The organism is Collinsella sp. Sow4_D11 (genome assembly GCF_052116465.1).
GTDB lineage: Bacteria > Actinomycetota > Coriobacteriia > Coriobacteriales > Coriobacteriaceae > Collinsella.
The window spans coordinates 113,765-134,783 of sequence record NZ_JBQKLA010000004.1; the positions used below are offsets into that span (position 1 = coordinate 113,765).

The following is a 21,019-nucleotide window of genomic DNA, read 5'->3' on the forward strand; positions in this document are numbered from 1 at the left end:
AAAACTGCTATAGTACGTGGTGTCTGGTTACAACCAATTTCGAGTCATTTATCCGGCAGGTATCATCATGGCAATGGGAGCGCGCAAACAGCCTCTGTACGATCAGCTCGTCGATTTGCTGACCGATAAAATCGATCACGAACTTCGACCCGGCGACTATTTGCCGTCAGAGCGTGACCTGTCGGAACGCTACGGGCTCTCGCGTACGACGGTTCGCCTTGCCCTGCAGGAGCTTGAGCGCCTGGGCCTGGTGGTTCGTCAGCGCGGCCGTGGAACCATGGTGTGCGACCGCTCTCTGCAAACGGCAAACCTCTCGCAAATCTATAGCTTTACCGAGCAGATGAAGGCGATCGGCCGTGTGCCCAAGACGACGATTCTTGAGTTTACCGAGGTCGAGGCCGACAAGAATATTGCCGTAGAGATGAACGCGCGTCTTGGCGAGCGTCTGTACAAGATCAAGCGCCTGCGTATTGCCGATTGTGTGCCGCTGATGATTGAGTGTACATATCTGCCGAGTCGCAAGTTCTTTGCGCTTAAGCGCCCCATGATCGAGAACAAATCGCTGTACGACATGATCGAGCAGGACTTTCACGAGAAAGTTCGCGTGGCAGAGGAAGAATTCTACGCGAGTATCGCCCGCCATTCCGACGCCCGTCTGCTCGAGATTGCCGAAGGCGCACCGGTCCTGGATTTGATTCGTACCACATATGACATGAACAACGAGGTTATCGAGTATACGCGTTCGGTTGCGCGCGCCGACCAGTTTAAATACAAGGTCTACCACAACCGCGCAGTCTAGAGTTATTGGGTATAAACGGCTTGGTGTGTTTTGCGGCGGGTGCAAAATGCGCCAAGCGGTAGAAGGCAACGAACAATCGCTCGAATTAACAATGCAGTGGTTTTTGATCCGCCCTAAAACGCACTGCGGGTACGGGAGCATAGATGAGCACGTATGCTATCAAGGCCGACAAGTTCTTTTTGCCGGCGGGGCCGCAGCTGGGCGGCTACCTCATGGTCGAAGATGGCGTCTTTGGCACTTGGCAGGCCGATGAGCCCGCTTGTGAGATCAAAGATTATTCGGGTACATGGATTGCGCCGGGCATGGTGGACACCCACATTCATGGCTTCTATAACCATGCCACGACTGATAATGATGCCGAGGGTATCAACATCAGCTCGACCGAGCTCGCTCGTCGTGGCACCACCAGCTGGCTGCCTACGACCTTTACCGACGGCGTGGAGCAGATCAAGGACGCCTGCGCTGCCATTGCACAGGCGGACGAGGAGCGCGGACCTGAGTTCTGCGGTGCTCGTATTCAGGGCATCTACCTGGAGGGTCCGTTCTTTACCATGAAGCATGTGGGCGCCCAGAACCCTGCTTATCTGATCGGCCCGTCCGAGAAAGTTTTTGACGAGTGGCAGGAGGCCGCCGGCGGTCGAATCGTCAAGAGCGCTATGGCGGCCGAGCGTGACGGCGCCGCCGCTTACGCCGCGGCTCTGAGCGCAAGGGGCGTCGTGACCTGCATCGGCCACTCTGATGCCACCTATGATGAGTGTGCTGCCGCCATCAATGCTGGCGCCAGCTGCTTTACGCATACCTACAACGGCCAGCGCGGTCTGCATCACCGTGAGCCCGGTGTCGTCGGGGCCGCTATGACCACGCCCAACACCTATGCCGAGATCATTTGCGACGGCAAACACGTGAACCCTGCTGCTATTAAGGCGCTGCTGCAGGCCAAGGGCTGGCAGCACACAGTGCTGATCACCGACTGCCTGGGTTGCGGCGGCATGCCCGAGGGCAAGTACACCAGCGGTGGCATGGATGTCATTATGAAGGACAACCTTTGCTGGCTTGCCGATGGCTCTGCTATCGCCGGCTCGGTGCTCACGCTCGCACAGGGTGTCAAGAACATTGTCGACTGGGGTCTCGCGAGCGCCGATATCGCAATTCGCATGGCGACCGAGGTGCCCGCGCGCTCTGCTCACGTCGAGGATAAATGTGGCAGCATTATGCCTGGCCGCGATGCCGATTTTGTCGTGTTCAATCCCGACCTTACCCTGGTCGAGACGTATGTGGGTGGCAACAGCGTCGGTAACGCGTTTGCCGAGTAGCCGCCAAAGAAACGATTCGAGAGGGGATTTAGATGATTTACGGTGCATTGGGCGATATCGAGGAGTATCGCGGAATGCTTAAGGGCCTCGACGTGCTGATCGACTGGCTCGAGGAGAACGACCCGGCGGAGCTCGAGGTCGGCAGCCATCCGATTCTGGGCGACAAGGTCTTTGCAAACGTCATGGCTCCCACGACGCGTCCCGAGGCCGAGGCTCACTATGAGACGCATCAGCGCTATCACGACCTGCAGATCGACGTCGAGGGTCGCGAGGCCTTTAAGGTCGCCACGGGCAGCCTGACGCTGGTCCAGGAGTTTGACGAGAAGGACGACTACGATCTGGTCGATTCCGACGCCTCGATCGCCGGCGATCTTGCCGACGACAAGTTTGCGCTGTTTGTTGCCGGCGAGCCTCACATGCCCACGCTCGAGTTCCCGGGCGATGGCGCGCAGCCGGTCAAGAAGATCTGCTTTAAGTTGCTTGCAGACGCTTACTGGGAGGAATAGCGCGCTGCTCTGCTGAGCTGTTCGTATGCCGGCGTGTTTTCCCTAAGGGAATCACGCTACGACCCCGTTAATCGTGTTTTCCCTAGGGGAATCACGATTAACGGGGTTTCTGTTTTGAATAGGGGAGCTGACGCGGTTGCGATGCGTGGGTGGGCGCGCGCACTCAAAATCGGCAACAAAAAAGCCGCCCGAAGGCGGCTGTCTTGTGCAATGGAGCCAGCGACCGGGCTCGAACCGGTGACCCCCGCTTTACGAGAGCGGTGCTCTACCAACTGAGCTACGCTGGCGACCATGTGATGACGCAGCTGAGGCGTCAACGGCTGTCTATGATACGGGACATCGCAAATCCGCGCAAGTGTTCTGACGGCTTTTCTCACTTTAAATGCACTAATCATTCAAGCCGGGATGTGCCTGGTTGCCTACAACTAGGTAGAAAAACGCCCGTCGGCGGTGTGCCGGCGGGCGCTGCTGTGCGATATGTTGCGTTATGAGCTTAGTGCCTCATAAAGTGGTATTCGATCACATTGCTGTAGGGATGACCCGGGCCCACAATGCCCTGCGGGAACAGCGGGCGGTGCGGCGTGTCGGGGTACATCTCGGCCTCGAGGGCAAAGCCGGCGCCCCAGCCGTAGTTGGCATCGTCCTTGGCGTGCTCGTCGCCTAGCCAGTTGCCGGTGTAGAGCTGCACGCCCGGGGCGGTGGTGTAGTAGTCCAGCTCACGGCCGGTCCACATCTCCTCGACGTGCAGGGCACGGCGCAGATTGCGGCCGTACTGATAGCCGCCAATGCACAGGCAGTGATCGTAGCCGCGTGCCTGATTAATCTGCGGATGGTCGGCCTCCATGCCAGGCGCGACAGGGCGTAACTCGCGAAAATCAAACGGTGTTCCCTCGACCGGAGCAATCTCGCCAGTAGGAATGTTCTGGTCGTCAATGGGCAGGTAGTGGGCAGCGTTAGCAACAAAGAAGTGCTCGCAGTCCATGCCGGCATTATGACCGGCAAGGTTAAAGTACGTGTGGTTGGTCATGGACACGTACGTGGCGCGGTCGCTCTCGCAGCCATATTCGATACGGAAGCGGCCGGTGTGCGTCACGGTAAACACGGCCGTAAAGGTGCGGTTGCCGGGCAGGCCCAACTCGCCATCCTCAAGTGAGGTGGTCATGCGCACGGCGTTGTGAGCCTCGTCGAGCTCAACATCCCACACGCGCTTGTGCAGGCCGTGTTCAAGATCGCTGTGCAGGTTGTTGGCGCCCTCGTTGGCGGGCATATGCCAGTCCGTACCGTCGATGGTGATCGTTGCACCCGCGGTGCGGTTTGCCACGGGGCCGATGGTCGCGCCAAAGCAGGCGGGGTTGTCAAAGTAATCCTCGAGCTTATCGAAGCCCAGCACCACATCGCGCACGTTGCCGGGAATGTCGGGCACATCGATACCCAGCACGGTGGCGCCATAGTCCATAATGCGAACGCAGATCTCGGGCCCGTTGAGGGTGTAACGATGAACGGGGGTACCGCACGGCGCGGTGCCGAAAAGCTCAGAAGTGATCATTTGGTTCCTAACATCGAGGTATTTCCGACAAACTGTAGCGCGAACAGGCGAGATTATCACTACACCCCACTAAAGCAGGGGGTATTTTTCTCAAAAAAGTGATGATTGGAGCCGTGCGGGCGTTCATTTTTGACGCGCGCGAGTCTGATACAATTTGTTCGTTACTGTTTGAATGATATGCGCACAAAGAACGGCGAGGATTCATCGTGATTAAAGCGGAGCGACAGGATAAGGTTCGTCAGCTGCTCGAGGAGCAGGGCACGGTCTCGGTCAAGGAGATTTCGGATGCACTGGGCGTCTCGGATATGACGATCCGCCGTGATCTTGAGGAGCTTGCGAGCCTGGGCGAGATCGAGCGCGTGCACGGCGGCGCCCGCAGTGCGCAGGGTCGTCCCCACGCTATGTTGCGCCACGAGTACTCGCACAGCGAAAAGCGCACCAAGCATGCCGAGGAAAAGCTGCAGATTGCGCGCCGCGCCGTGGAGCTTATCGAGGAAGGTTCGACCATCTTTTTGGGTACGGGCACCACGGTTGAGCAGATGGCATCGATGCTGCCGGCGTTTCGCCTGCGCATTGTGACCAACTCGCTTTCGGTGTTTAACCTGCTCGAGGCGCGCGAAGACTGCGACCTGTGCCTCGTGGGCGGCATGTATCGTCGCCGCACCGCCGCTTTTGTGGGACCAACGGCCGAGGATACCCTGCGTGCGTTGGGTATCGACGCGGCGTTTATCGGTGCCAACGGCATTTTGGACGGCGACGTGTCCACATCTAACATGGAAGAGGGCCGTATCCAGCAGCTCGCTTTTAGCAAGGCAGACTCGCGCTATCTGATCGCCGATTCCAGCAAGATCGGCAAGCGCGACTTCTACACCTTCTGCCGCCTGGACAGCCTGGATGCCGTGGTGTGCGAGCCGGGTATTACCGCCGAGGATCGTGCCGCCATCGAGGAGCATACGCAGATCATCTGCTAGCTAGCGCTGCAGGATTGCTAGTAAGCGCTGTGTGAGGACTTTTGCCCCCCTGTCATTGTGGGGAATCGGCGCGTCAGCGCTATGCGATATGACGCGCAAATGGGGACTTCGCTATCAAATTGTCTCAACCTGTAACAGGTAGGGGTGAAGTCACCAACCAGATGTTACAGATTGAGATTGTTGGCTCGGCCTATTCCGTTTGTCTCAATCTGTAACAGCTAGGACCTAAAAACTCGACTAGGTGTTACAGATCGAGATTTTGTCTATCCAGCCATTACCTTTGTCTTGATCTGTAACAGTTAGACGGTTAAAAGCGAGTTAGATGTTACAGATCGAGATATTTCTGCTCGGGCGTTCTGTTTGTCTTGATCTGTAACAGATAGGGCCGAAAATCCCTGCTAGATGTTACAGATTGAGACGAACGACCTGCTCGGGCCGCGCCAAAACAAAAGAGGCCGCATACGAACCCGTGGAGGGATTCGTATGCGGCCGACAGGGGGTATGCAGCAAAAGTTAGGCCATGAGCAGGCCGGTCTCCGCGACGTTCTTGTACCAGTACGCGCTTGCCTTGGGATAGCGGGCCTGGGTCTCAAAGTCGATGTAGAACAGACCGTAACGTTTGTTATAGCCGTTGGTCCAGGAGAACTGGTCCTGCAGCGACCACACAAAGTAACCGTCGACGTTTACGCCGCCGTCGATCGCCTTGAGGATCCATGCGAGATGCTGACGCATATAGTCGATGCGAGGGGCGTCATCGATAAAGCCGTCCTCGAAGTCGTCCTTATAGCCCATGCCGTTCTCGGTGATGTAGATCTTCTTGTAGTTGGGGTAATCGTTCTTAATGCGGAGCAGCAGGTCGTAGAGGCCCTCGGGATAGATGATCCAGTCCCAATCGGTGGTGGGAACGCCTTCGCGCACGCACGACTCGCCCACGCCCTTGAGGAACCAGCGCGAGGAGCCCTTGTCGCCGGTGCCATTGTGGTTGATGTCGTTTTCGCCCTCGGCGGCACGCAGGAACTGGCACTTGTAGGTATTGACGCCCAGGCAATCGTTGTAGGGGAGTGCGGCGGTCAGCGCGGCGATGTCCTCGTCGCGAACGTCGAGCTCGCCGCCGGCGATATGGGCAAGCTTGGTCGCGGCTTCCATGGTGTCGGCTGCATAGTGGCCGCGGAAGGTGGCATCGAGTACCCAGCGGTTGTTGATGACGTCGGCCATGCGAGCTGCCTCGCAGTCGGCGGCGTTGTTGGGGTCGAGGGGATACTTGGGCTCCAGGTTCTGGACAATGCCGATCTCGCCCTCAAAGCCGCCCTCATGGAAGGCGACGACAGCCTTGGCGTGGGCCACCATCATGTTGTGCATGAGCTGGAAGGCCTTGTCCAGGCGGTACTTCTCGCCGTGCGGCCAGTTGCCGACGATAAAGCTGCCCTCGGCGGTCGCGGGAATCTCGTTAAAGGTGAACCAGTGCTTGACCTCGGTGAACTCGGCAAAGCAGAACTTGGCGTACTCGACAAAGGCGTCGATCGTCGTGCGCGTCAGGAAGCCCTCGCCGCCGTCCTGGTAAAAGGCCTCGGGCGTATCGAAGTGATCGAGCGTGACATAGGGGATAACGCCGGCTTTATTGCAGGTGGCAAAGAGCTCGTGATAGAAGGCGACACCCTCGGGGTTGATCTCACCGGTGCCGTTGGGGAAGATGCGGCTCCAAGCGATGGAGACGCGGATACCGTTGATGCCGAAGCGCTGGCACAGGTCGATATCGACCGGGTACTTGTTGTAGAAATCGCTTGCGGGGTCGGGGGAGAAGCGACCCTGAGCGGCCAGGAAATCGTCCCAGGGCACTTTGCCCTTGCCGTGCGTGCGGGTCTCGCCCTCAACCTGGTAAGCAGCGGTGGCGCCGCCAAACACAAAGCCGTCGGGGAACTGCATGGGGTTGGTCATGAGGCATCCTTTCTGTGGGATACGAATAGGGAGAGGTGCCCGAACAGGGGATCCGGGCACCAACAGAGGGAGGAGCTAGTCGAGGTTCTCGCGGAGCCACTTGATGGCGCCAGCGGGGTCGCGGGTAAGGTCGATATATTCCTTACCGCGCGGGGCGAGCAGCTTAATGCCCAGGCGATCGGTGTCGGCCTTCATGTCGTTGTAGTAGCTACGAACCTGCGGGGCAAGCACGATAACGTCGTACTGATCCATGATGGCAGTGTGCTGACCATAGGCGCCCGCGGAGGAAGCGATGTTCTCTCCGGTCTGCGCGGCACCTTCCTTGATGGCGTTGGCAAGCATGGCAGAGGTGCCGGCGCCGGCGCACAGGACGAGGACCTTCAGGCCATCGACATCCTTCTTGGCGGATGCATCGGCGGCGGGCTCGGGCTGATCGGCGACAGGCTTGCTGTCGGCGGCGGCAACGGTCGTCTCGACGGAAGCGGTGGCCTGCTCGACAGCGGGCGCAGGGTTGCTGGCGGCGATGGTGGCAGCGCCATCGGACTCGAGACCCAGCTCGGCGGCGCGCTCGGCCTCCTGGTCGCAGAGCAGCTTATCGTATGCCTTCAAGAACGGCAGGTAGATGATGGCGTCCAACAAGATGATGATTGCGACAAATACCAGGGCGATGAGCTGGAAGTTCGTGGTGATGAAAATGCCGATGGGGGCGGGGGTAGCCCAAGGCACCACGAAGGAGAAGCCGTTCATACCCACGTTATCGATAAAGAACTTGGCAACACTTACGTTGACGCAGCCAGCGGCAACAAAGGGGATGAGCATGTAGGGGTTAAGGATCATCGGCGCGCCAAAGAGCAGCGGTTCGTTGACGGCGAAGGCAACAGGAACAATCGAGGCCTTACCGACGGCTTTGAGCTGTTTGGACTTCATAAAGAGAATCAGCAGAAGCGGCACGATGAACGTGGCGCCGGTGCCTCCGAACTCACCCACGAGCGACATGTTAAAGGTGAGGGAGTGGGCGGGGTGACCACCGGCCAGCAGAACCTGCAGGTTCTCGGCCTGGTTGGCAAGACGGATGGGGTCGATGCCCGGCTGGACAATCGAAGGACCATGGACACCGATGAACCAGAAGAACGCGGTGGCTGCCTGGATAAGGATAAGGCCAGGATAGGTTTCTGCAGCGGTAAAGAGCGGGGAGAGCAGTTTGATGAGCAGCTCGGAGAACGGAACGCCCATGAGGTTGCGCACGACGACATCGATGATGCCGCAGATGATGACGGCGCCGCCAAAGGGGATGATGTCGCGGAAGTTCTGAGCGATGGCGCCCGGAACCTCCTTGGGCAGCTTAATGGTCAGATCGCGCGAGACGCAGAACTTATAGACCCACACGGTAATGAACGCGGCGATATAGGCCGAGAACAGACCGCGCGTACCCATGCTGGTGCAATCGAAGACCGAAAGCTCGGAGCCGTCGAACTTGGTGGTGAACTGCGTAACAGCGAGCAGCAGCATGCTGCACTGGGCGGCTACCATGGTGGAGCCGTCGTTGAGCACCTTGCCGGCGGGCATGCGACGGTTCATGGAAGCCGTGAAGTTCTTGGCAGTGGTGCCGGCGACCATGATGCCCATAACGCCCATGGTGAAGTTATACAGCTTATTGCACCAGTCGACGAGCGGCTGGGGCAGCGTGATGCCAACTACGCCGGGAAGGGTGGCAATCAACAGGAAGATCGAAGAGGTGAGGACGATGGGCATGCACCCAAGGAATCCGTCCTTAATGGCCTGGAGGTAGATGTTCCTCGAGATCTTCTCAAAGAACGGTTGATGCTTTTCGAGCATCTTTACGATGGCGTCCATAAAGCTCCTTTGTTACTTGATGCGCGATGCATGTGGATGGAACTGGTCGTCGATGGATGGTCAGGACTGCCCGGAAACCTTCCCGCTTAAGGAAGGCATTGCGAAATGACAACGTTGTCATTTCGTTAATGACAACGTAAGACATTTTTGGAAGAGCAACAAGGATTTACGGGTGAACGGTCGATATTATCCGATAAACGGCTGATTTATCAGTCGGGCAGGTAGTGTATGCTAGAACGCAAAAAACAAGCGATAGAGAACCGAGTGGAGAAGAAGTGGCAACGATGGACAAAAAGAATGTCTCGATGAACGATGTAGCGATTGCCGCGGGCGTTTCTCTCAAGACGGTGTCGCGCGTGATCAACGAGCCCGATAGCGTGCGCGAGTCGACGCGCGATAGGGTCCATGCTGCCATGGAGGCGCTTGGGTTCCGGGCGAACTTTGCCGCGCGTTCACTCAAGTTGGGCCGTTACGGGTGCATCGGCGTGGTGATGTTCCACTTGTCGGGCGGCGCCGTGGACATGATTGACGGTATCGCCGATGCCGCCGAAGAGCGAGGCTTTGCGCTCACGATGATCAAAAAGCGGGCGGGGGAGAAGATGACCCTTGCCGAAGCGGCGCGCAGGATGTCGCAGCTTCCCGTCGACGGCATGATCTTCAACCTGCGTCAAATGGTCGATGACTTTGATACCTTTGAGGCGCCGAAAGACCTCAAGACGGTGATTATCACGCCGATGGAACATCCTACCTGCTCTACCGTTAGTGACGATCAAGAGGACGGTGCGCGCATGGCGTGCGAGTACTTCTTAAATCGCGGGCACAAGAACGTGTATTTCGTTTCTGGTAAAAAAGAGTCGCTGTCGAGCCAGTGCCGTATGAAAGGTTGGCGTGCAGCACTCGAGACGCGTGGCATTGAGCCGCCCGAGCCTCTGCAAGGTGATTGGAATGCGGATAGTGGCTATGCCGCGGGCCTTGTGCTTGCCGATAAACCCGATTGCACGGCGGTCCTCGCTGCTAACGACTGCATGGCAAACGGCGTGATGATGGCTCTACGTGACAAAGGGCTCAGTGTGCCCGACGACGTGTCCGTGATCGGCTTCGACGATGAGCTCTACAAGACGATTCCCAACTCGATTCTGACGTCGGTGAAGTTTCGCCATCGCGAGCTGGGCATCCGTGCACTTAACGAGGTCGTCGCAGGTCTTGAGGCTCCGAGCTCCAGAAGCCGTACGCTTGTGTCGGGCGTGCTGATCGAGCGTTCCAGCGTAAAGGACCTGCGGGCGTAGACGTGCTCAGCTCGTTCATCTCAATCTGTAACAGTTAGGACCGAAATACTCGGCTAGATGTTACAGATCGAGATTGAGAGGATTGTCCTGTGCGTTTATCTCAATCTGTAACAACCAGACGTCCAAAACCGGTTTTAGTGTTACAGATTTAGACAATTCGGCCCCGTCTTCCCGGTTTGTCTTGATTTGTAACAACTAGGGACCAAAAACTCGGCTAGATGTTACAGATCGAGACAAACGGCCCCCCAGCCGAACAAAAACAAAAGGCCGGGGCGGCGCGCCGTGTGACGTGCCACCCCGGCTGAGAAATGGGGACAGGTTATGTGAGCGGGGCAATTCCGCTGGTCGCCAGCCGCTAGTCCAGACGACGGGTCTGTGCCACGTGCTTGTACCAGTAGGCGCTTGCCTTGGGCGTGCGCTTCTGGGTTTCAAAGTCAACGTAGAAGAAGCCATAGCGCTTGTTGTAACCATTGGTCCAGGAGAACTGATCCTGCAGACTCCACAGGAAGTAGCCGCCCACGTTGACGCCCACCTCCATGGCCTTGAGCAGCCAGCGCAAGTGCTGCTCGATGTAGTCGATGCGCGGCTGGTCGTCCACAAAACCGTCCTTGTAGGGATCCTTGTAGCCCATGCCGTTTTCTGTAATGAAGATCTGCTTGTAGTTGGGGTAGCGCTGCTTAATGTAGACGAGCAGATCGAACAGGCCCTCGGGATAGATGATCCAGTCCCAGTCGGTGGTGGGGATGCCAGGCTTGTTCACGTGCTCGCCAATACCCTTAACGCGCCAGCGGCCGGTGCCCTTCTCGCCCGTACCGTTGTGGTGCAGGTCGTTCTCGCCGTCGTAAGCCTTCAAGAAGCGGCACTGGTAGTTGTTGACGCCCAGGTAGTCGTTGTAGAGCGCGGCCTCGCGCATAATCTCGAGGTCCTCGTCCAGGATCTCGATGGTGCCGCCCGAGACGGCAGCCAGACGGTTGGCGCACTCGAGGGTGTCGGGCGCGTAGTCGCCGCGGAAGGTGGCGTCGAGCAAGAACTGGTTCTGCAACACGTGCTCGTTGTTGGCGGCTTTGATGTCGGCGGGGTCGTTCTCGTTGAGCGGATACTTAAACTCCAACGACTGAATGACGCCGATCTTGCCCTTAAAACCGCCGTTGTGGAAGGCCAGTACGGCCTTGGCGTGGGCGAGCATCATGTTGTGCTCGCACTGGAAAGCCTCGGCCAGATGCGCCTTGACGCCGCCGGGGAAGGTGCCCTCGATGTAGGTGTTGGAGGCATCGGCCCAAATCTCGTTAAAGGTGAACCAGTAGGTCACCTGGTCGGCGTACTCCTTAAAGCAGAAGGTGGCAAAGTCCACAAAGGCATCGATGGTCTCGCGGTTGAGGAAGTCGCCCTTCTCAAAGAGGGCAAGCGGCGTGTCGAAGTGATGCAGCGTGACAAACGGCTCAACGTGGTGCTTGTGGCACTCGGCGAAGAGATCGTGGTAGAACTGTACGCCCTCGGGGTTGATCTCGCCGGTGCCGTTGGGGAAGATGCGGCTCCAGGCAATGGAGAGGCGAATGCCGTTGATGCCGAACTCCTCGCACAGCTCCAGATCGACGGGGTACTGGTTGTAGAAGTCCGAAGCGGGATCGGGGGAAAAGCGCCCCTGGGCCTCCAGGAAGTCGTCCCAGGCAACCTTGCCTTTACCGTGGGTGCGGGTCTCGCCCTCTACCTGGTAGGCAGCAGTGGCGCCGCCAAAGACAAAGTCCTCGGGAAACTGCGCAGGCGGGTTGGTGACGCTGGCAGGGTTAACGGACATGATGATCCAATCGTCTAAATCGAAGGGCCAGCCGGTCTTGGATGGTCGGCTGGCCCTGTGCGTTACTTACTTCGAGAGTTGCTCGCTTACGAAGGCGAGAGACTTATCGCCGTTCTGGGAAAGCTCAATGTACTGCTTACCGCGGCAGGCGACGCACTTGTTGCCCACGCGCTCGCAGTCCTTCTGCAGGTCGGCCAGGTAGCTTGCGGCTTGCGGGGCCAGGACGACCAGATCGAAGTCGGGGAGCATGTCCACGTGGTTGCCATAGGCCTCGGCAGCGGTTTCAAGATTGATGTCGCGCTCCTTGGCAGCCTTGGCCAGCGCGTTGGCGAGCAGTCCCGAGGTACCGCCACCCTGGCAGAGCACGAGCACACGCTTGCCGTTGAGGTCGCTGGTGGCCGTTGCCTCGGCAGCGGGTGCTGCGGAAGCGGCGGGAGCGCCGGCTTCCACGGCCTCGGCAGCAGCGCCGGCGGCAACGCTCTTGGCGTCGGCCTTGCCCTGGAAGGCATCGTTGAGCTTGGCGGCCTTCTCGGCGTTCTTGGCGGCGAGCTCCTCCTGGGAAATCTCGGCCTCCTCGGCGCACTTCTGGGCGTCATAGGCACGGAAGAACGGATAGTACAGAACGAAGTCGACGACCAGGATAAGGGCGAGCATCACAAAGGCGAGCGGCTGGAAGCCCAGGCCCATGATGGTGCCGATGGGGCCGGGGACGGTCCAAGGCAGGGTGTACATAAAGCCGTTCATGCCCAAGAAGTCGATAAAGATCTTGAGGATCCAGATGTTGGCGATCGGGGCAAAGACAAACGGGACAAAGAAGACGGGGTTGAGCACGATAGGTGCGGCGAACAGCAGCGGCTCGTTGACGGCAAAGCACACGGGGACGATGGCGGCCTTACCGACAGCGCGCATCTCCTGGGACTTGGCCAGGAAGCAGAACATAAAGACCAGGACGAGCGTGGCGCCGGTGCCGCCCATGCAGACGACGAAGTACTGGGCACCCTGGGTCAGGACAGCGGAAGCGTGCTGGCCGGCCTGGAACGCAGCCAGGTTGTCGGTCATGTTGGCAACGAGGGCGGCGGCGATGGCGGGCTCGACGATCGAGGGGCCGTGGACGCCCACGAACCAGAACAGGCTCATGGCGCCGTAAATCACAGCAAGGCCGATGTAGCCGTCGGCAGCGGTGAACAGGGGCTGGAACACCTGGATGACGCCCTGGGCAAAGCAGAAGCCAAAGGCAGCGCGGAAGACGATGTCAAAGACCCAAAAGACGGCGATGCAGACGGAGAAGGGGATGATGTCCTTAAAGGTCTGCGAGATGTTGGGCGGAACCTGCTCGGGCATCTTGACGGTGATGTTGCGCTTGATAAAGAACTTGTAGATGATGCCGGTCACAAACGCAGCGATGAAGGCGGTCAGCAGGCCCTTGGAACCAAGGTAGGTGGTGTTGAAGCCACTGGCGGCATCCGTGGCGATGGTGTCGCTCGAAAGGAGCAAGAAGCCGATGATGGCCGCGCACATGCACGAGATAAAGTTGATCTGGTTATTCTTGGGCAGATCGCGGTTCTGGGCGTCGGCGAAATGCTTGGCCGTGGTAGCGGCGCAGGCGATGGCCAGGATGCCCATGGAGTAGTTGTAGCACTTCCACAGGGCGTTGTTGATGTCATCGGGCCAGTAGAAACCCCAGATGTTGGGGACCGAGGCTACCAGGCAGAAGATGGACGAGAAGATGATGATGGGGATGACGGAGATAAAACCGTCGCGGATCGCCTTGAGGTACTTGTTGCGGGCGATCGCGTTGAAAAAGGGCTGGCCCTTTTCGATGGTGGCGATGAGTTGCTCCATGCAAAGCTCCTAAGAGTCGGTGGGTTAGCAACGATGGTAGCTTTTGACGTTTGGTTGCCAAAATGTTGACGTTGCCATTTTGTGACACAAAATAAGACGCGAACCGATGGCCCCTGTGCCTGCGGACCGTCGATTTCTTGCGCGTAAACGTTTGAGCCGCCCGGTGGCTCTGTGTTTGCGCAATGGCAACGTTAACATTTGGGCGATAAAAGCCGTTCGGGGAAGCAAAAATGTCGGTGAACGGTAGGTTTTGGGTGGTGAGCGTATGGTGGGGGAGGCGTTAGATATACTTGAAGACGTTTCATTTGACTGCGTAGGGTGCCACCAATGGCATCGTTGACATAGAAAGATCGACCTATGGCCGCTGTTAAAAAATCGGTTTCCGTTAAGGATGTGGCGCTCCTCGCGGGCGTCTCAGAACAGACGGTCTCGCGCACCGTCCACGATTCACCCAGCGTGCGCCCCGAGACCAAGGAGCGCGTGCGTGCCGCCATGCGCGAGCTGGGGTATCGCCCCAATTTTGCCGGTCGATCGCTGCGCCGCGGCAAGTTTAAGACCGTCGGCGTCGCCATGTTCAACATTACCGGTACCGGCAACCTCGACCGTATGGAGGGCTTTGCCGCCGCCGCCGATAAGCACGGCTACGCCATTACCCTCACTAAAGTAGATGGACATCCGTATACCCTCGAGAGCGCATCGTCGCGCATGAGCGCACTGCCGGTGGATGGCATGGTCGTAATCATGAATCGCATGCCGGCGGACTTTGGCACCTTTGAGCCGCTGCCTGGTATGCAGACGGTGCTCGTTACCATGCTGGAGCACCCGCTGTGCTCGACGGTCGATAACGATCAGTTCGATTGTTCGCGCCAGGTTGTCGAGTACTTGCTGGGGCAGGGGCACAAGACCGTGCACTTTATCTCGTGTCCTGAACGCTCGCTTTCGGGCATGCAGCGCGAGGAGGGCTGGCGCGAGACATTGCGCGCGCATGGTATTGAGCTGCCGCGACTCATCCGTGGCGACTGGACGGCGCGGAGTGGATATGCCGCAGGCCAGGCTCTGGCGGACGATCCGACCTGTACTGCCATTTATGCCTCCAATGACGCCATGGCCTACGGCTGCATTCGCGGACTCGAGTCGCGCGGAAGGCGTGTGCCCGAGGACGTGAGCGTGGTGGGGGTTGATGATAGTCTGGGCGACATCGTGCCCGATCGTCGCCTGACCACCGTGCGCTTTGACAACAAGCGTGTCGGCATGTGGGCAGTCGACAAGATCGCCGGCGCCGAGGGAGTTGCGTCTGGCGTGGAGCACATGCTGATCCCCGGCGTGCTCGTAGAGGGCGATACGGTGCACGATTTGCGTTAGGGCGCGGTCCTGTTTGGGTTTCCGTTAATCATGTTTGATATTGTTCGAAATGGTTTGGAAACCGTTCGCGGGTTAAAAGTGACCGTTCATAGCTCGAAATTACGTTTTGTATTGTTCTTTTTTGTTTGAATGTTATTGTTTCTGTCATACACAGCGCAGCGCGTATGCCCGGACGCGATGCTCTCCGTTGGTTCATATGTGAAAGGAACGCAATATGGCAACCAAAGAAGAAATCTCGATGGTTGGATTCGAGATTGTCGCATACGCAGGTGACGCCCAGACCGATCTGCTTGCAGCGCTCGATGCTGCTCGCGAGGGTGACTTTGAGAAGGCTGAACAGCTGCACAAGGATGCCAGCGATGCGCTTATCGGCGCCCACGACACGCAGACCAAGCTGCTTTCGCAGGAGGCCGGCGGTGGCGAGATGGAGATGACCTTCATCATGGCTCACGCTCAGGACACCCTCATGACCACTATGATCTTGGAGAAGCAGGCCCGCTTTACCATCGATGCCTACAAGCGCATCGCCGAGCTCGAGGCCAAGCTCGCCTAACGAGCCCGCACAACCAAGTCCCCTTCCAAAAGCCCTGCCGCTATCCGCGGCAGGGCTTTTCTGTATCCCATCTATCTCGGTTGCGGCGAAATAGGGGTCGATAGACCAAAATGACCCGCTGTTCCCGTCCCCGGAGGATCAGTTAGCAGTACTCGCCACGAAACTGGACCATCTACTACGTTTAACCCGATACCCCCGAACACACCCGCGTTTCATGAAAAACTGCAAGCGTTCTACCTGTGGTTTTGTTTTTACGCCACGGGGCATGGTCGGGGATGGGCAGTTAACCGTAGTAGATGGGCCCATTTCATGGCGGGCAGGTCATGCAGCAGTCTGTTGCGTCTCTTGCCGTTCGGTTTTTCGCTGGGTGGGTATACTTCCATCCGCAATACAGGCCGGAATGAGGAGGTATCCAAATGCCGGACAACGGATCGATTCAAAAGAGAGACGCGAGCGAGATGGCTCATGGGCGTCCTGTCCAGATAACCGAGCAAACAACGGTGACCGAGCTGCAGCCCAGCCTATCCGATGTCGTGTGCGCAAACAAAAAACTGCAGATTGGCCTCATCGTTGCGCTCGTGGCACTGGCGCTGCTGTCGGGGTTTGTGGCTCGTCCGCATTTTGCCGATACCAAGACTTGGGACTCCACCATCGAGGTCATCGATCAAAAGAAGGGCAATGTATTGGCGCTCACGACCTCGTGCGTCGCCCTATCTGCGGGTATCACTGCGCTGCCGGGCGATACGGGAACGCCGGTTGCCGAGCAGCTCGCTCAGCTTTCGGGTAATCTTGGTATCGTGCTTGCCGTGCTATACCTAGAGAAATATTTACTCACGATTTTGTGGTCGGTTGGCCTGGGCATCCTGATCCCGTTTGCGCTGGTGCTCTTTGCAGCGTCGCTTGGCATTCACGGACGCTGGAGCACGAGCACGGTCATTCGTCGCGTGGCAACGCGTGTGCTGGTGGTCGCCATCATTAGCATGGTGTTGGTGCCCGCGAGCGTATGGGTGTCGCAGAAGGTCGATGAAACGTATCGAGTGAGCATCGAGGCGGCCGAGCAAAAGACGACTGACGCTGCGAGTGCGGCAGACAGCGATAGCTCCAAAGCAAACAAGAAAAAGACTGAGTCCGCAGAGTCCAAGAACGTGCTTGAACAGCTTGCCGACGGCGCCTCGGGTCTCGTCACGACGGTGACCAGCGGCGCCAAGCAGATGACCGATGAGATTGTGCAGCAGGTGACCGATCTGATCGAAGGTGTCATAGTGATGATAGTGACCTCGTGCGTTATCCCATTGCTGGTGCTCGCGGCGTTTTTGTGGCTGGGGCACACACTGCTGGGGATTGATATTTCCGGGCCGACGAATTATTTGACGGGCCGCTTTCTGGGCACTCCGTCCAAGCATGCCAAGAAGGGCGGCCAGTCCTAGTAGCTAAAGCTGCCGTATATACCGGGGAATACCGCCGAAGGGCGGCCGAGACACGTTCTCGGCCGCCCTTTTGTTTGTTGAACACATGGTCGCTACTCCCGCGCCCGGTCCAAACGGTCAGCAATCATCCGTGAACGGTATTTGTTCAAAAAAGAACAAAGATAAACAAAAAGTTGTTGCAGTTACTGTTCGAATGTGTTCAAATAAACATGAACAGTGAAGAATCGCACATTCAGATGCCCGGACCTGAACGAGATTCAACACTTCCAAACAGAAACAACGCACCTGCGTATCTCTCAAGGAGGATGTCATGAGGGTTGTAATCGCTTCCGATGCCGACGGCATGTCGATGAAGGAGTCCATCAAGGAGATGCTCATCGCCGATGGTCACGAGGTCGTCGACTATTCCGAGACCCCTGCCGCGGACTTTGTCGATTCCGCGACCGCCGTTGCCAAGGACCTGCTGGAGCACAAGGATTCCCAGGGCTTCGCATTCGATAAGTACGGTGTCGGCTCCTATATGGCCGCCGTCAAGATCAAGGGCATGGTCGTCGCCAACATTTCCGACGAGCGTTCCGCCTACATGACCCGCGAGCACAACGGCTCGCGCATGGTCACCATGGGCCCGGGCGTTGTGGGCACCGAGGTCGCCAAGAAGATCGCCCGCGAGTTCCTGCGTGCACAGTACGCCGGCGGCCGTCACCAGATCCGTGTCGACATGCTCAACAAGATGGCCTAACGAGAGCCACCGAGAACTCGAACTTCTACCTCAACTTGTGAATTCAGACGAAAGGACGTTCTGATGAAGAAGACCATCGCAATCGGTTGCGACCATATCGTTACGGACGAGAAGATCTATCTGGCCGACCGCCTGGAGCAGGCTGGCTACAAGGTGCTCGACTGCGGCACCTACAGCCACACCCGTACGCACTATCCCATCTACGGTAAGGCCGTGGGCGAGGCTGTTGCCAGCGGCAAGGCCGACTTTGGCGTGGCCCTGTGCGGCACCGGCATCGGCATCACCAACGCCGTCAACAAGGTTCCCGGCGCCCGCTGCGCCCTGGTTCGCGACATGACCTCTGCCCTGTATGCCCGTCGCGAGCTCAACGCCAACATCGTGGGCTTTGGCGGCAAGATCACCGGTGAGTTCCTGATGGCCGATATCATGCTTGCCTTCCTGGAGGAGCCCTACGAGAAGACCCCCGAGCACGATGCCCTGATCGCCAAGATCGATGCCTGCAATAAGGCCGACGCCGAGGCTCAGGCTGACCCACACTTCTTTGACGAGTTCCTGGAGAAGTGGGACCGCGGCGAATACCACGACTAGTGGGGTTACGCGGTTTTGCCAAACCGCGTAACGGGTCAACGCTGCGCGACGCCCAGGCACCCCATCTCGCCACTCAAACCGTCGCTCGCGTACATGAAGTACGCGTCGCTCCTCTTTCGCGGCGACCTGGGGCACCTGATCGCCGCTCGCTGACGTTGGGGGCACCTGTGGGGTTACCGCTGTTGTTGCGAAGCTTTCTGGTTCAGTAAGCTGCTCCGATAACACGTTTGCTTGCTTGGCTTGAGTGCTTCGCTCTTGGCGGTACCCGGCATTCTGCAGCTTTTCAATTGACGGCTCGCGTTTCTGTGAGGGGGCGCGGGCCGGTTTTCTATCAGCCCTATTGACTTGGTGGGCTGTCGTAAGAAAGGGAAGGCTCCTATGGAGTTTGTTCTTGATAACGGTTCTATCCGCGTGGCACTGAGCACGGCGGGCGGGTCGTTCACTTCTATTGCGGCCAACGGCCGTGAGTACCTGTGGCAGGGTGATCCGGCAGTCTGGTCGGGCCAGGCCCCCATTTGCTTCCCGATCTGCGGTGGCCTTCGTGACGGCCACGCAATGACCATGGGCGGCCGCGAGGTAAAGCTCGCCCGCCACGGCTTTGCGCGCAAGCAGGAGTGGAAGCTCGAGGAACAGAGCGACAACATGGTTGCGCTGAGCTTAAGCTCTGCCGACCATGCCGAGTTGCTCGAGCAGTACCCGTATCCGTTTAAGATCGTTGCTCGTTACACGATCGATTCGGAAAAGGTTGCCGTGTCGTACGAGGTGACCAATGAGGGCACCGAGGACATGCCGTTCTTTGTGGGCGGTCACCCCGGCTTTAAGTGCCCGCTCGACGAGGGCGAGTCCTATGACGACTACGAGCTTCGTTTTGAGCAGCGTGAGGCCACCGACCTCTGCACTGCCGTTCCCTCGACGGGCCTGATTGATGTTGAGCATCGCAGCAAGAACCCGATGGTTGGCCATGACCTGCCGCTGACCCATGAACTCTTTGACTTCGCGGAGACCATCTTTGACGTGCTCGAGAGCCGCGTGGTTACGCTGACCAAGAAGACCGAGGACAAGGGCGTGCGCCTGACGTTCCCCGATATGCCGTACCTGATTGTGTGGAGCAAGCCCGAGGGTGACTTTGTGGCCGTGGAACCGTGGGGCGGCCTGTCCACCTGCTCCGACGAGGACGATGTCCTGGAGCACAAGCGCGGCTGGCTGGTGGCCAAGCCGGGGGAGACCGTCACCCGCGGCTTTGAGATCGAGATCCTTTAACGAGCTATCGTATGTTTGGGGTCGCGCGTGTCGTGCCCCGGAAACAGGAGTTCAATATGATTCTGACCGTTACCATGAACCCGTCGATTGATACGCGCTATCAGCTCGACAAGCTGATCATCGACGATGTTAACCGCGTGACGCCCGAAAAGACCGCTGGCGGCAAGGGCCTCAACGTGAGCCGCGTGCTGCTGCAGTTGGGCGACGACGTGCTCGCGACTGGCCTGCTTGGCGGTCACATGGGTGCCTATATGGCCGAGCTCATGGATGCCGACGGCGTCAAGAACGACTTTGTGCCCATTGCCGGCGAGACGCGCATTTGCCTGAATATTCTGCACGAGGGCAATCAGACCGAGCTGCTGGAGAGCGGCCCGCAGATCGCCCCGGCAGAGCTCGAGGCCTTTACGGCCAAGTTCGCCGAGCTTGCAGCGAAGGCGGACGTTGTGACGCTTTCGGGCTCGCTGCCGCGCGGCGTCGATGCCGGCTACTATGCCGAGCTCGTCAAGATCGCCGAGGAGGCGGGCGCCAAGGTGCTACTCGACACCTCGGGTGCATCGCTGGAGGCCGCGCTGGAGTCCGACGCTAAGCCTGAGCTCGTAAAGCCCAACCTGACCGAGATTAACGGCCTGCTGGGTACGTCCTTTACGACCGATGATGTCGATGCCCTGCGCGAGGCGCTAGCCGCCGATGACCGTTTTGCCGGTATCCCCTGGGTCGTCGTTTCGATGGGCGCTGCCGGCTCGGTGGGCTTCCATGAGGGCCGCGCGTTCCGCGCCAAGACGCCCGCGATTGCGGCTGTGAACGCGACGGGTTCCGGTGACTCGACCATCGCCGGTTTTGCGCATGCCATTGCTGCTGGTGCCGACGACGTCACGGTGCTCAAGACCGCCAATACCTGCGGCAAGCTCAACGCCATGGATCCCAAGACCGGCCACCTGGTCATGGACCGCTGGGACGAGGTCTACAACAGCGTTGTCGTGACTGAACTGTAGGGTTACGCGGTTTTACCAAACCGCGTAACGGCGCGACGCTGCAAACGCCTCTAAGCGGCAATCTGACGTTCAATCGTCGGGCATGACCAAAAGGTCAATGCCCTCCTCTTTCACGTCACCTTGCTCGCTTAGGGGCGTTTTCGCTCATATGACCCAATCCGCTGTCAAGAGCCACAATGGCCCCGCCGACCGCTTGCAATCGGTCGGCGGGGCCTGCCGTTGAACCCGTCCCGGTCCGCCCCCGGCATGTC

General features: G+C 58.5%; 17 protein-coding genes and 1 tRNA gene. 12 read left to right on the plus strand and 6 right to left on the minus strand.

Annotated features, from left to right (window positions below; genetic code table 11):
- Nucleotides 1–67: 67 nt before the first annotated feature.
- The 3 genes from ACTQ40_RS03180 to ACTQ40_RS03190 all read left to right on the plus strand — a co-directional run bounded on the left by ACTQ40_RS03180 (nt 68) and on the right by ACTQ40_RS03190 (nt 2,618).
- Nucleotides 68–799 carry a GntR family transcriptional regulator gene (locus tag ACTQ40_RS03180; RefSeq protein WP_427718969.1) on the plus strand — a complete coding sequence of 244 codons (732 nt, stop codon included), beginning with the start codon at nt 68–70 and terminating at the stop codon, nt 797–799.
- Between the two features lie 143 nt (nt 800–942).
- A complete protein-coding gene (nagA, locus tag ACTQ40_RS03185) occupies nt 943–2,112 on the plus strand; it encodes an N-acetylglucosamine-6-phosphate deacetylase (protein WP_441563323.1) in 1,170 nt (389 codons plus the stop codon).
- A 32-nt stretch (nt 2,113–2,144) separates the two neighbouring features.
- Nucleotides 2,145–2,618 (plus strand): YhcH/YjgK/YiaL family protein, encoded by a 474-nt coding sequence (locus ACTQ40_RS03190; protein ID WP_117778978.1) that lies wholly within the window; start codon nt 2,145–2,147, stop codon nt 2,616–2,618.
- A 211-nt stretch (nt 2,619–2,829) separates the two neighbouring features.
- Here the strand turns inward: ACTQ40_RS03190 and ACTQ40_RS03195 are convergent.
- A tRNA-Thr gene (locus tag ACTQ40_RS03195) sits at nt 2,830–2,905 on the minus strand.
- Between the two features lie 206 nt (nt 2,906–3,111).
- On the minus strand, nt 3,112–4,164 hold the full coding sequence (locus tag ACTQ40_RS03200; protein ID WP_441563324.1) for an aldose epimerase family protein: 1,053 nt from the start codon (nt 4,162–4,164) through the stop codon (nt 3,112–3,114).
- 206 nt (nt 4,165–4,370) lie between these two features.
- On the opposite strand from ACTQ40_RS03200, the gene ACTQ40_RS03205 reads away from it, so the two are divergent.
- Nucleotides 4,371–5,135, plus strand: a complete 765-nt coding sequence (locus tag ACTQ40_RS03205) for a DeoR/GlpR family DNA-binding transcription regulator (protein ID WP_441563325.1) — start codon at nt 4,371–4,373, stop codon at nt 5,133–5,135.
- A gap of 513 nt (nt 5,136–5,648) precedes the next feature.
- Here ACTQ40_RS03205 and lacG (ACTQ40_RS03210) read toward each other — a convergent pair.
- Together lacG (ACTQ40_RS03210) and ACTQ40_RS03215 are read right to left on the minus strand one after the other, a co-directional pair.
- On the minus strand, nt 5,649–7,070 hold the full coding sequence (lacG, locus tag ACTQ40_RS03210) for a 6-phospho-beta-galactosidase (protein WP_441563326.1): 1,422 nt from the start codon (nt 7,068–7,070) through the stop codon (nt 5,649–5,651).
- A gap of 75 nt (nt 7,071–7,145) precedes the next feature.
- The gene (locus ACTQ40_RS03215; protein ID WP_441563327.1) at nt 7,146–8,924 is read right to left on the minus strand and encodes a PTS lactose transporter subunit IIBC; all 1,779 of its coding nucleotides are present in this window, start codon (nt 8,922–8,924) and stop codon (nt 7,146–7,148) included.
- A 284-nt stretch (nt 8,925–9,208) separates the two neighbouring features.
- Here ACTQ40_RS03215 and ACTQ40_RS03220 point away from each other — a divergent pair, with 284 nt between their 5' ends.
- Nucleotides 9,209–10,210 (plus strand): LacI family DNA-binding transcriptional regulator, encoded by a 1,002-nt coding sequence (locus ACTQ40_RS03220; RefSeq protein WP_441563328.1) that lies wholly within the window; start codon nt 9,209–9,211, stop codon nt 10,208–10,210.
- Between the two features lie 355 nt (nt 10,211–10,565).
- Here ACTQ40_RS03220 and lacG (ACTQ40_RS03225) read toward each other — a convergent pair whose 3' ends face one another.
- Together lacG (ACTQ40_RS03225) and ACTQ40_RS03230 are read right to left on the minus strand one after the other, a co-directional pair.
- Nucleotides 10,566–12,005, minus strand: a complete 1,440-nt coding sequence (gene lacG, locus ACTQ40_RS03225; protein ID WP_154514977.1) for a 6-phospho-beta-galactosidase — start codon at nt 12,003–12,005, stop codon at nt 10,566–10,568.
- Between the two features lie 66 nt (nt 12,006–12,071).
- Nucleotides 12,072–13,847, minus strand: coding sequence for a PTS transporter subunit EIIC (locus ACTQ40_RS03230; protein ID WP_441563329.1), 1,776 nt, complete (start codon nt 13,845–13,847; stop codon nt 12,072–12,074).
- A gap of 357 nt (nt 13,848–14,204) precedes the next feature.
- On the opposite strand from ACTQ40_RS03230, the gene ACTQ40_RS03235 reads away from it, so the two are divergent.
- From ACTQ40_RS03235 to ACTQ40_RS03265, 7 genes are all read left to right on the plus strand, one after another.
- Nucleotides 14,205–15,209 (plus strand): LacI family DNA-binding transcriptional regulator, encoded by a 1,005-nt coding sequence (locus tag ACTQ40_RS03235; RefSeq protein WP_427718989.1) that lies wholly within the window; start codon nt 14,205–14,207, stop codon nt 15,207–15,209.
- A gap of 214 nt (nt 15,210–15,423) precedes the next feature.
- Nucleotides 15,424–15,762 carry a PTS lactose/cellobiose transporter subunit IIA gene (locus ACTQ40_RS03240; RefSeq protein ID WP_055252615.1) on the plus strand — a complete coding sequence of 113 codons (339 nt, stop codon included), beginning with the start codon at nt 15,424–15,426 and terminating at the stop codon, nt 15,760–15,762.
- A gap of 416 nt (nt 15,763–16,178) precedes the next feature.
- Nucleotides 16,179–17,189: a hypothetical protein gene (locus tag ACTQ40_RS03245; protein WP_441563330.1), complete on the plus strand. Its 1,011-nt coding sequence runs from the start codon at nt 16,179–16,181 to the stop codon at nt 17,187–17,189.
- A gap of 310 nt (nt 17,190–17,499) precedes the next feature.
- Complete coding sequence (gene lacA / locus ACTQ40_RS03250) at nt 17,500–17,928, plus strand: galactose-6-phosphate isomerase subunit LacA (protein WP_006234830.1); 429 nt, start codon at nt 17,500–17,502, stop codon at nt 17,926–17,928.
- A 63-nt stretch (nt 17,929–17,991) separates the two neighbouring features.
- Entirely contained in the window at nt 17,992–18,516 is a 525-nt protein-coding gene (lacB, locus tag ACTQ40_RS03255; RefSeq protein WP_006234831.1) for a galactose-6-phosphate isomerase subunit LacB, read from the plus strand.
- Nucleotides 18,517–18,894: 378 nt separating this feature from the next.
- Nucleotides 18,895–19,776 carry an aldose 1-epimerase family protein gene (locus ACTQ40_RS03260; protein WP_441563331.1) on the plus strand — a complete coding sequence of 294 codons (882 nt, stop codon included), beginning with the start codon at nt 18,895–18,897 and terminating at the stop codon, nt 19,774–19,776.
- Nucleotides 19,777–19,832: 56 nt separating this feature from the next.
- Nucleotides 19,833–20,768, plus strand: coding sequence for a hexose kinase (locus tag ACTQ40_RS03265; RefSeq protein ID WP_117746107.1), 936 nt, complete (start codon nt 19,833–19,835; stop codon nt 20,766–20,768).
- Nucleotides 20,769–21,019 lie beyond the last annotated feature (251 nt).

Coding starts and splice junctions, on each gene's coding strand:
- ACTQ40_RS03240 (WP_055252615.1), top strand. CDS start 15,424: ATGGCAACCAAAGAAGAAATCTCGATGGTTGGATTCGAGATTGTCGCA.
- ACTQ40_RS03180 (WP_427718969.1), top strand. CDS start 68: ATGGCAATGGGAGCGCGCAAACAGCCTCTGTACGATCAGCTCGTCGAT.
- ACTQ40_RS03260 (WP_441563331.1), top strand. CDS start 18,895: ATGGAGTTTGTTCTTGATAACGGTTCTATCCGCGTGGCACTGAGCACG.
- ACTQ40_RS03230 (WP_441563329.1), bottom strand. CDS start 13,847: ATGGAGCAACTCATCGCCACCATCGAAAAGGGCCAGCCCTTTTTCAAC.
- ACTQ40_RS03200 (WP_441563324.1), bottom strand. CDS start 4,164: ATGATCACTTCTGAGCTTTTCGGCACCGCGCCGTGCGGTACCCCCGTT.
- ACTQ40_RS03220 (WP_441563328.1), top strand. CDS start 9,209: ATGGACAAAAAGAATGTCTCGATGAACGATGTAGCGATTGCCGCGGGC.
- ACTQ40_RS03245 (WP_441563330.1), top strand. CDS start 16,179: ATGCCGGACAACGGATCGATTCAAAAGAGAGACGCGAGCGAGATGGCT.
- ACTQ40_RS03235 (WP_427718989.1), top strand. CDS start 14,205: ATGGCCGCTGTTAAAAAATCGGTTTCCGTTAAGGATGTGGCGCTCCTC.
- ACTQ40_RS03190 (WP_117778978.1), top strand. CDS start 2,145: ATGATTTACGGTGCATTGGGCGATATCGAGGAGTATCGCGGAATGCTT.
- lacG (WP_441563326.1), bottom strand. CDS start 7,070: ATGACCAACCCCATGCAGTTCCCCGACGGCTTTGTGTTTGGCGGCGCC.
- lacA (WP_006234830.1), top strand. CDS start 17,500: ATGAGGGTTGTAATCGCTTCCGATGCCGACGGCATGTCGATGAAGGAG.
- ACTQ40_RS03215 (WP_441563327.1), bottom strand. CDS start 8,924: ATGGACGCCATCGTAAAGATGCTCGAAAAGCATCAACCGTTCTTTGAG.
- lacB (WP_006234831.1), top strand. CDS start 17,992: ATGAAGAAGACCATCGCAATCGGTTGCGACCATATCGTTACGGACGAG.
- ACTQ40_RS03265 (WP_117746107.1), top strand. CDS start 19,833: ATGATTCTGACCGTTACCATGAACCCGTCGATTGATACGCGCTATCAG.
- nagA (WP_441563323.1), top strand. CDS start 943: ATGAGCACGTATGCTATCAAGGCCGACAAGTTCTTTTTGCCGGCGGGG.
- lacG (WP_154514977.1), bottom strand. CDS start 12,005: ATGTCCGTTAACCCTGCCAGCGTCACCAACCCGCCTGCGCAGTTTCCC.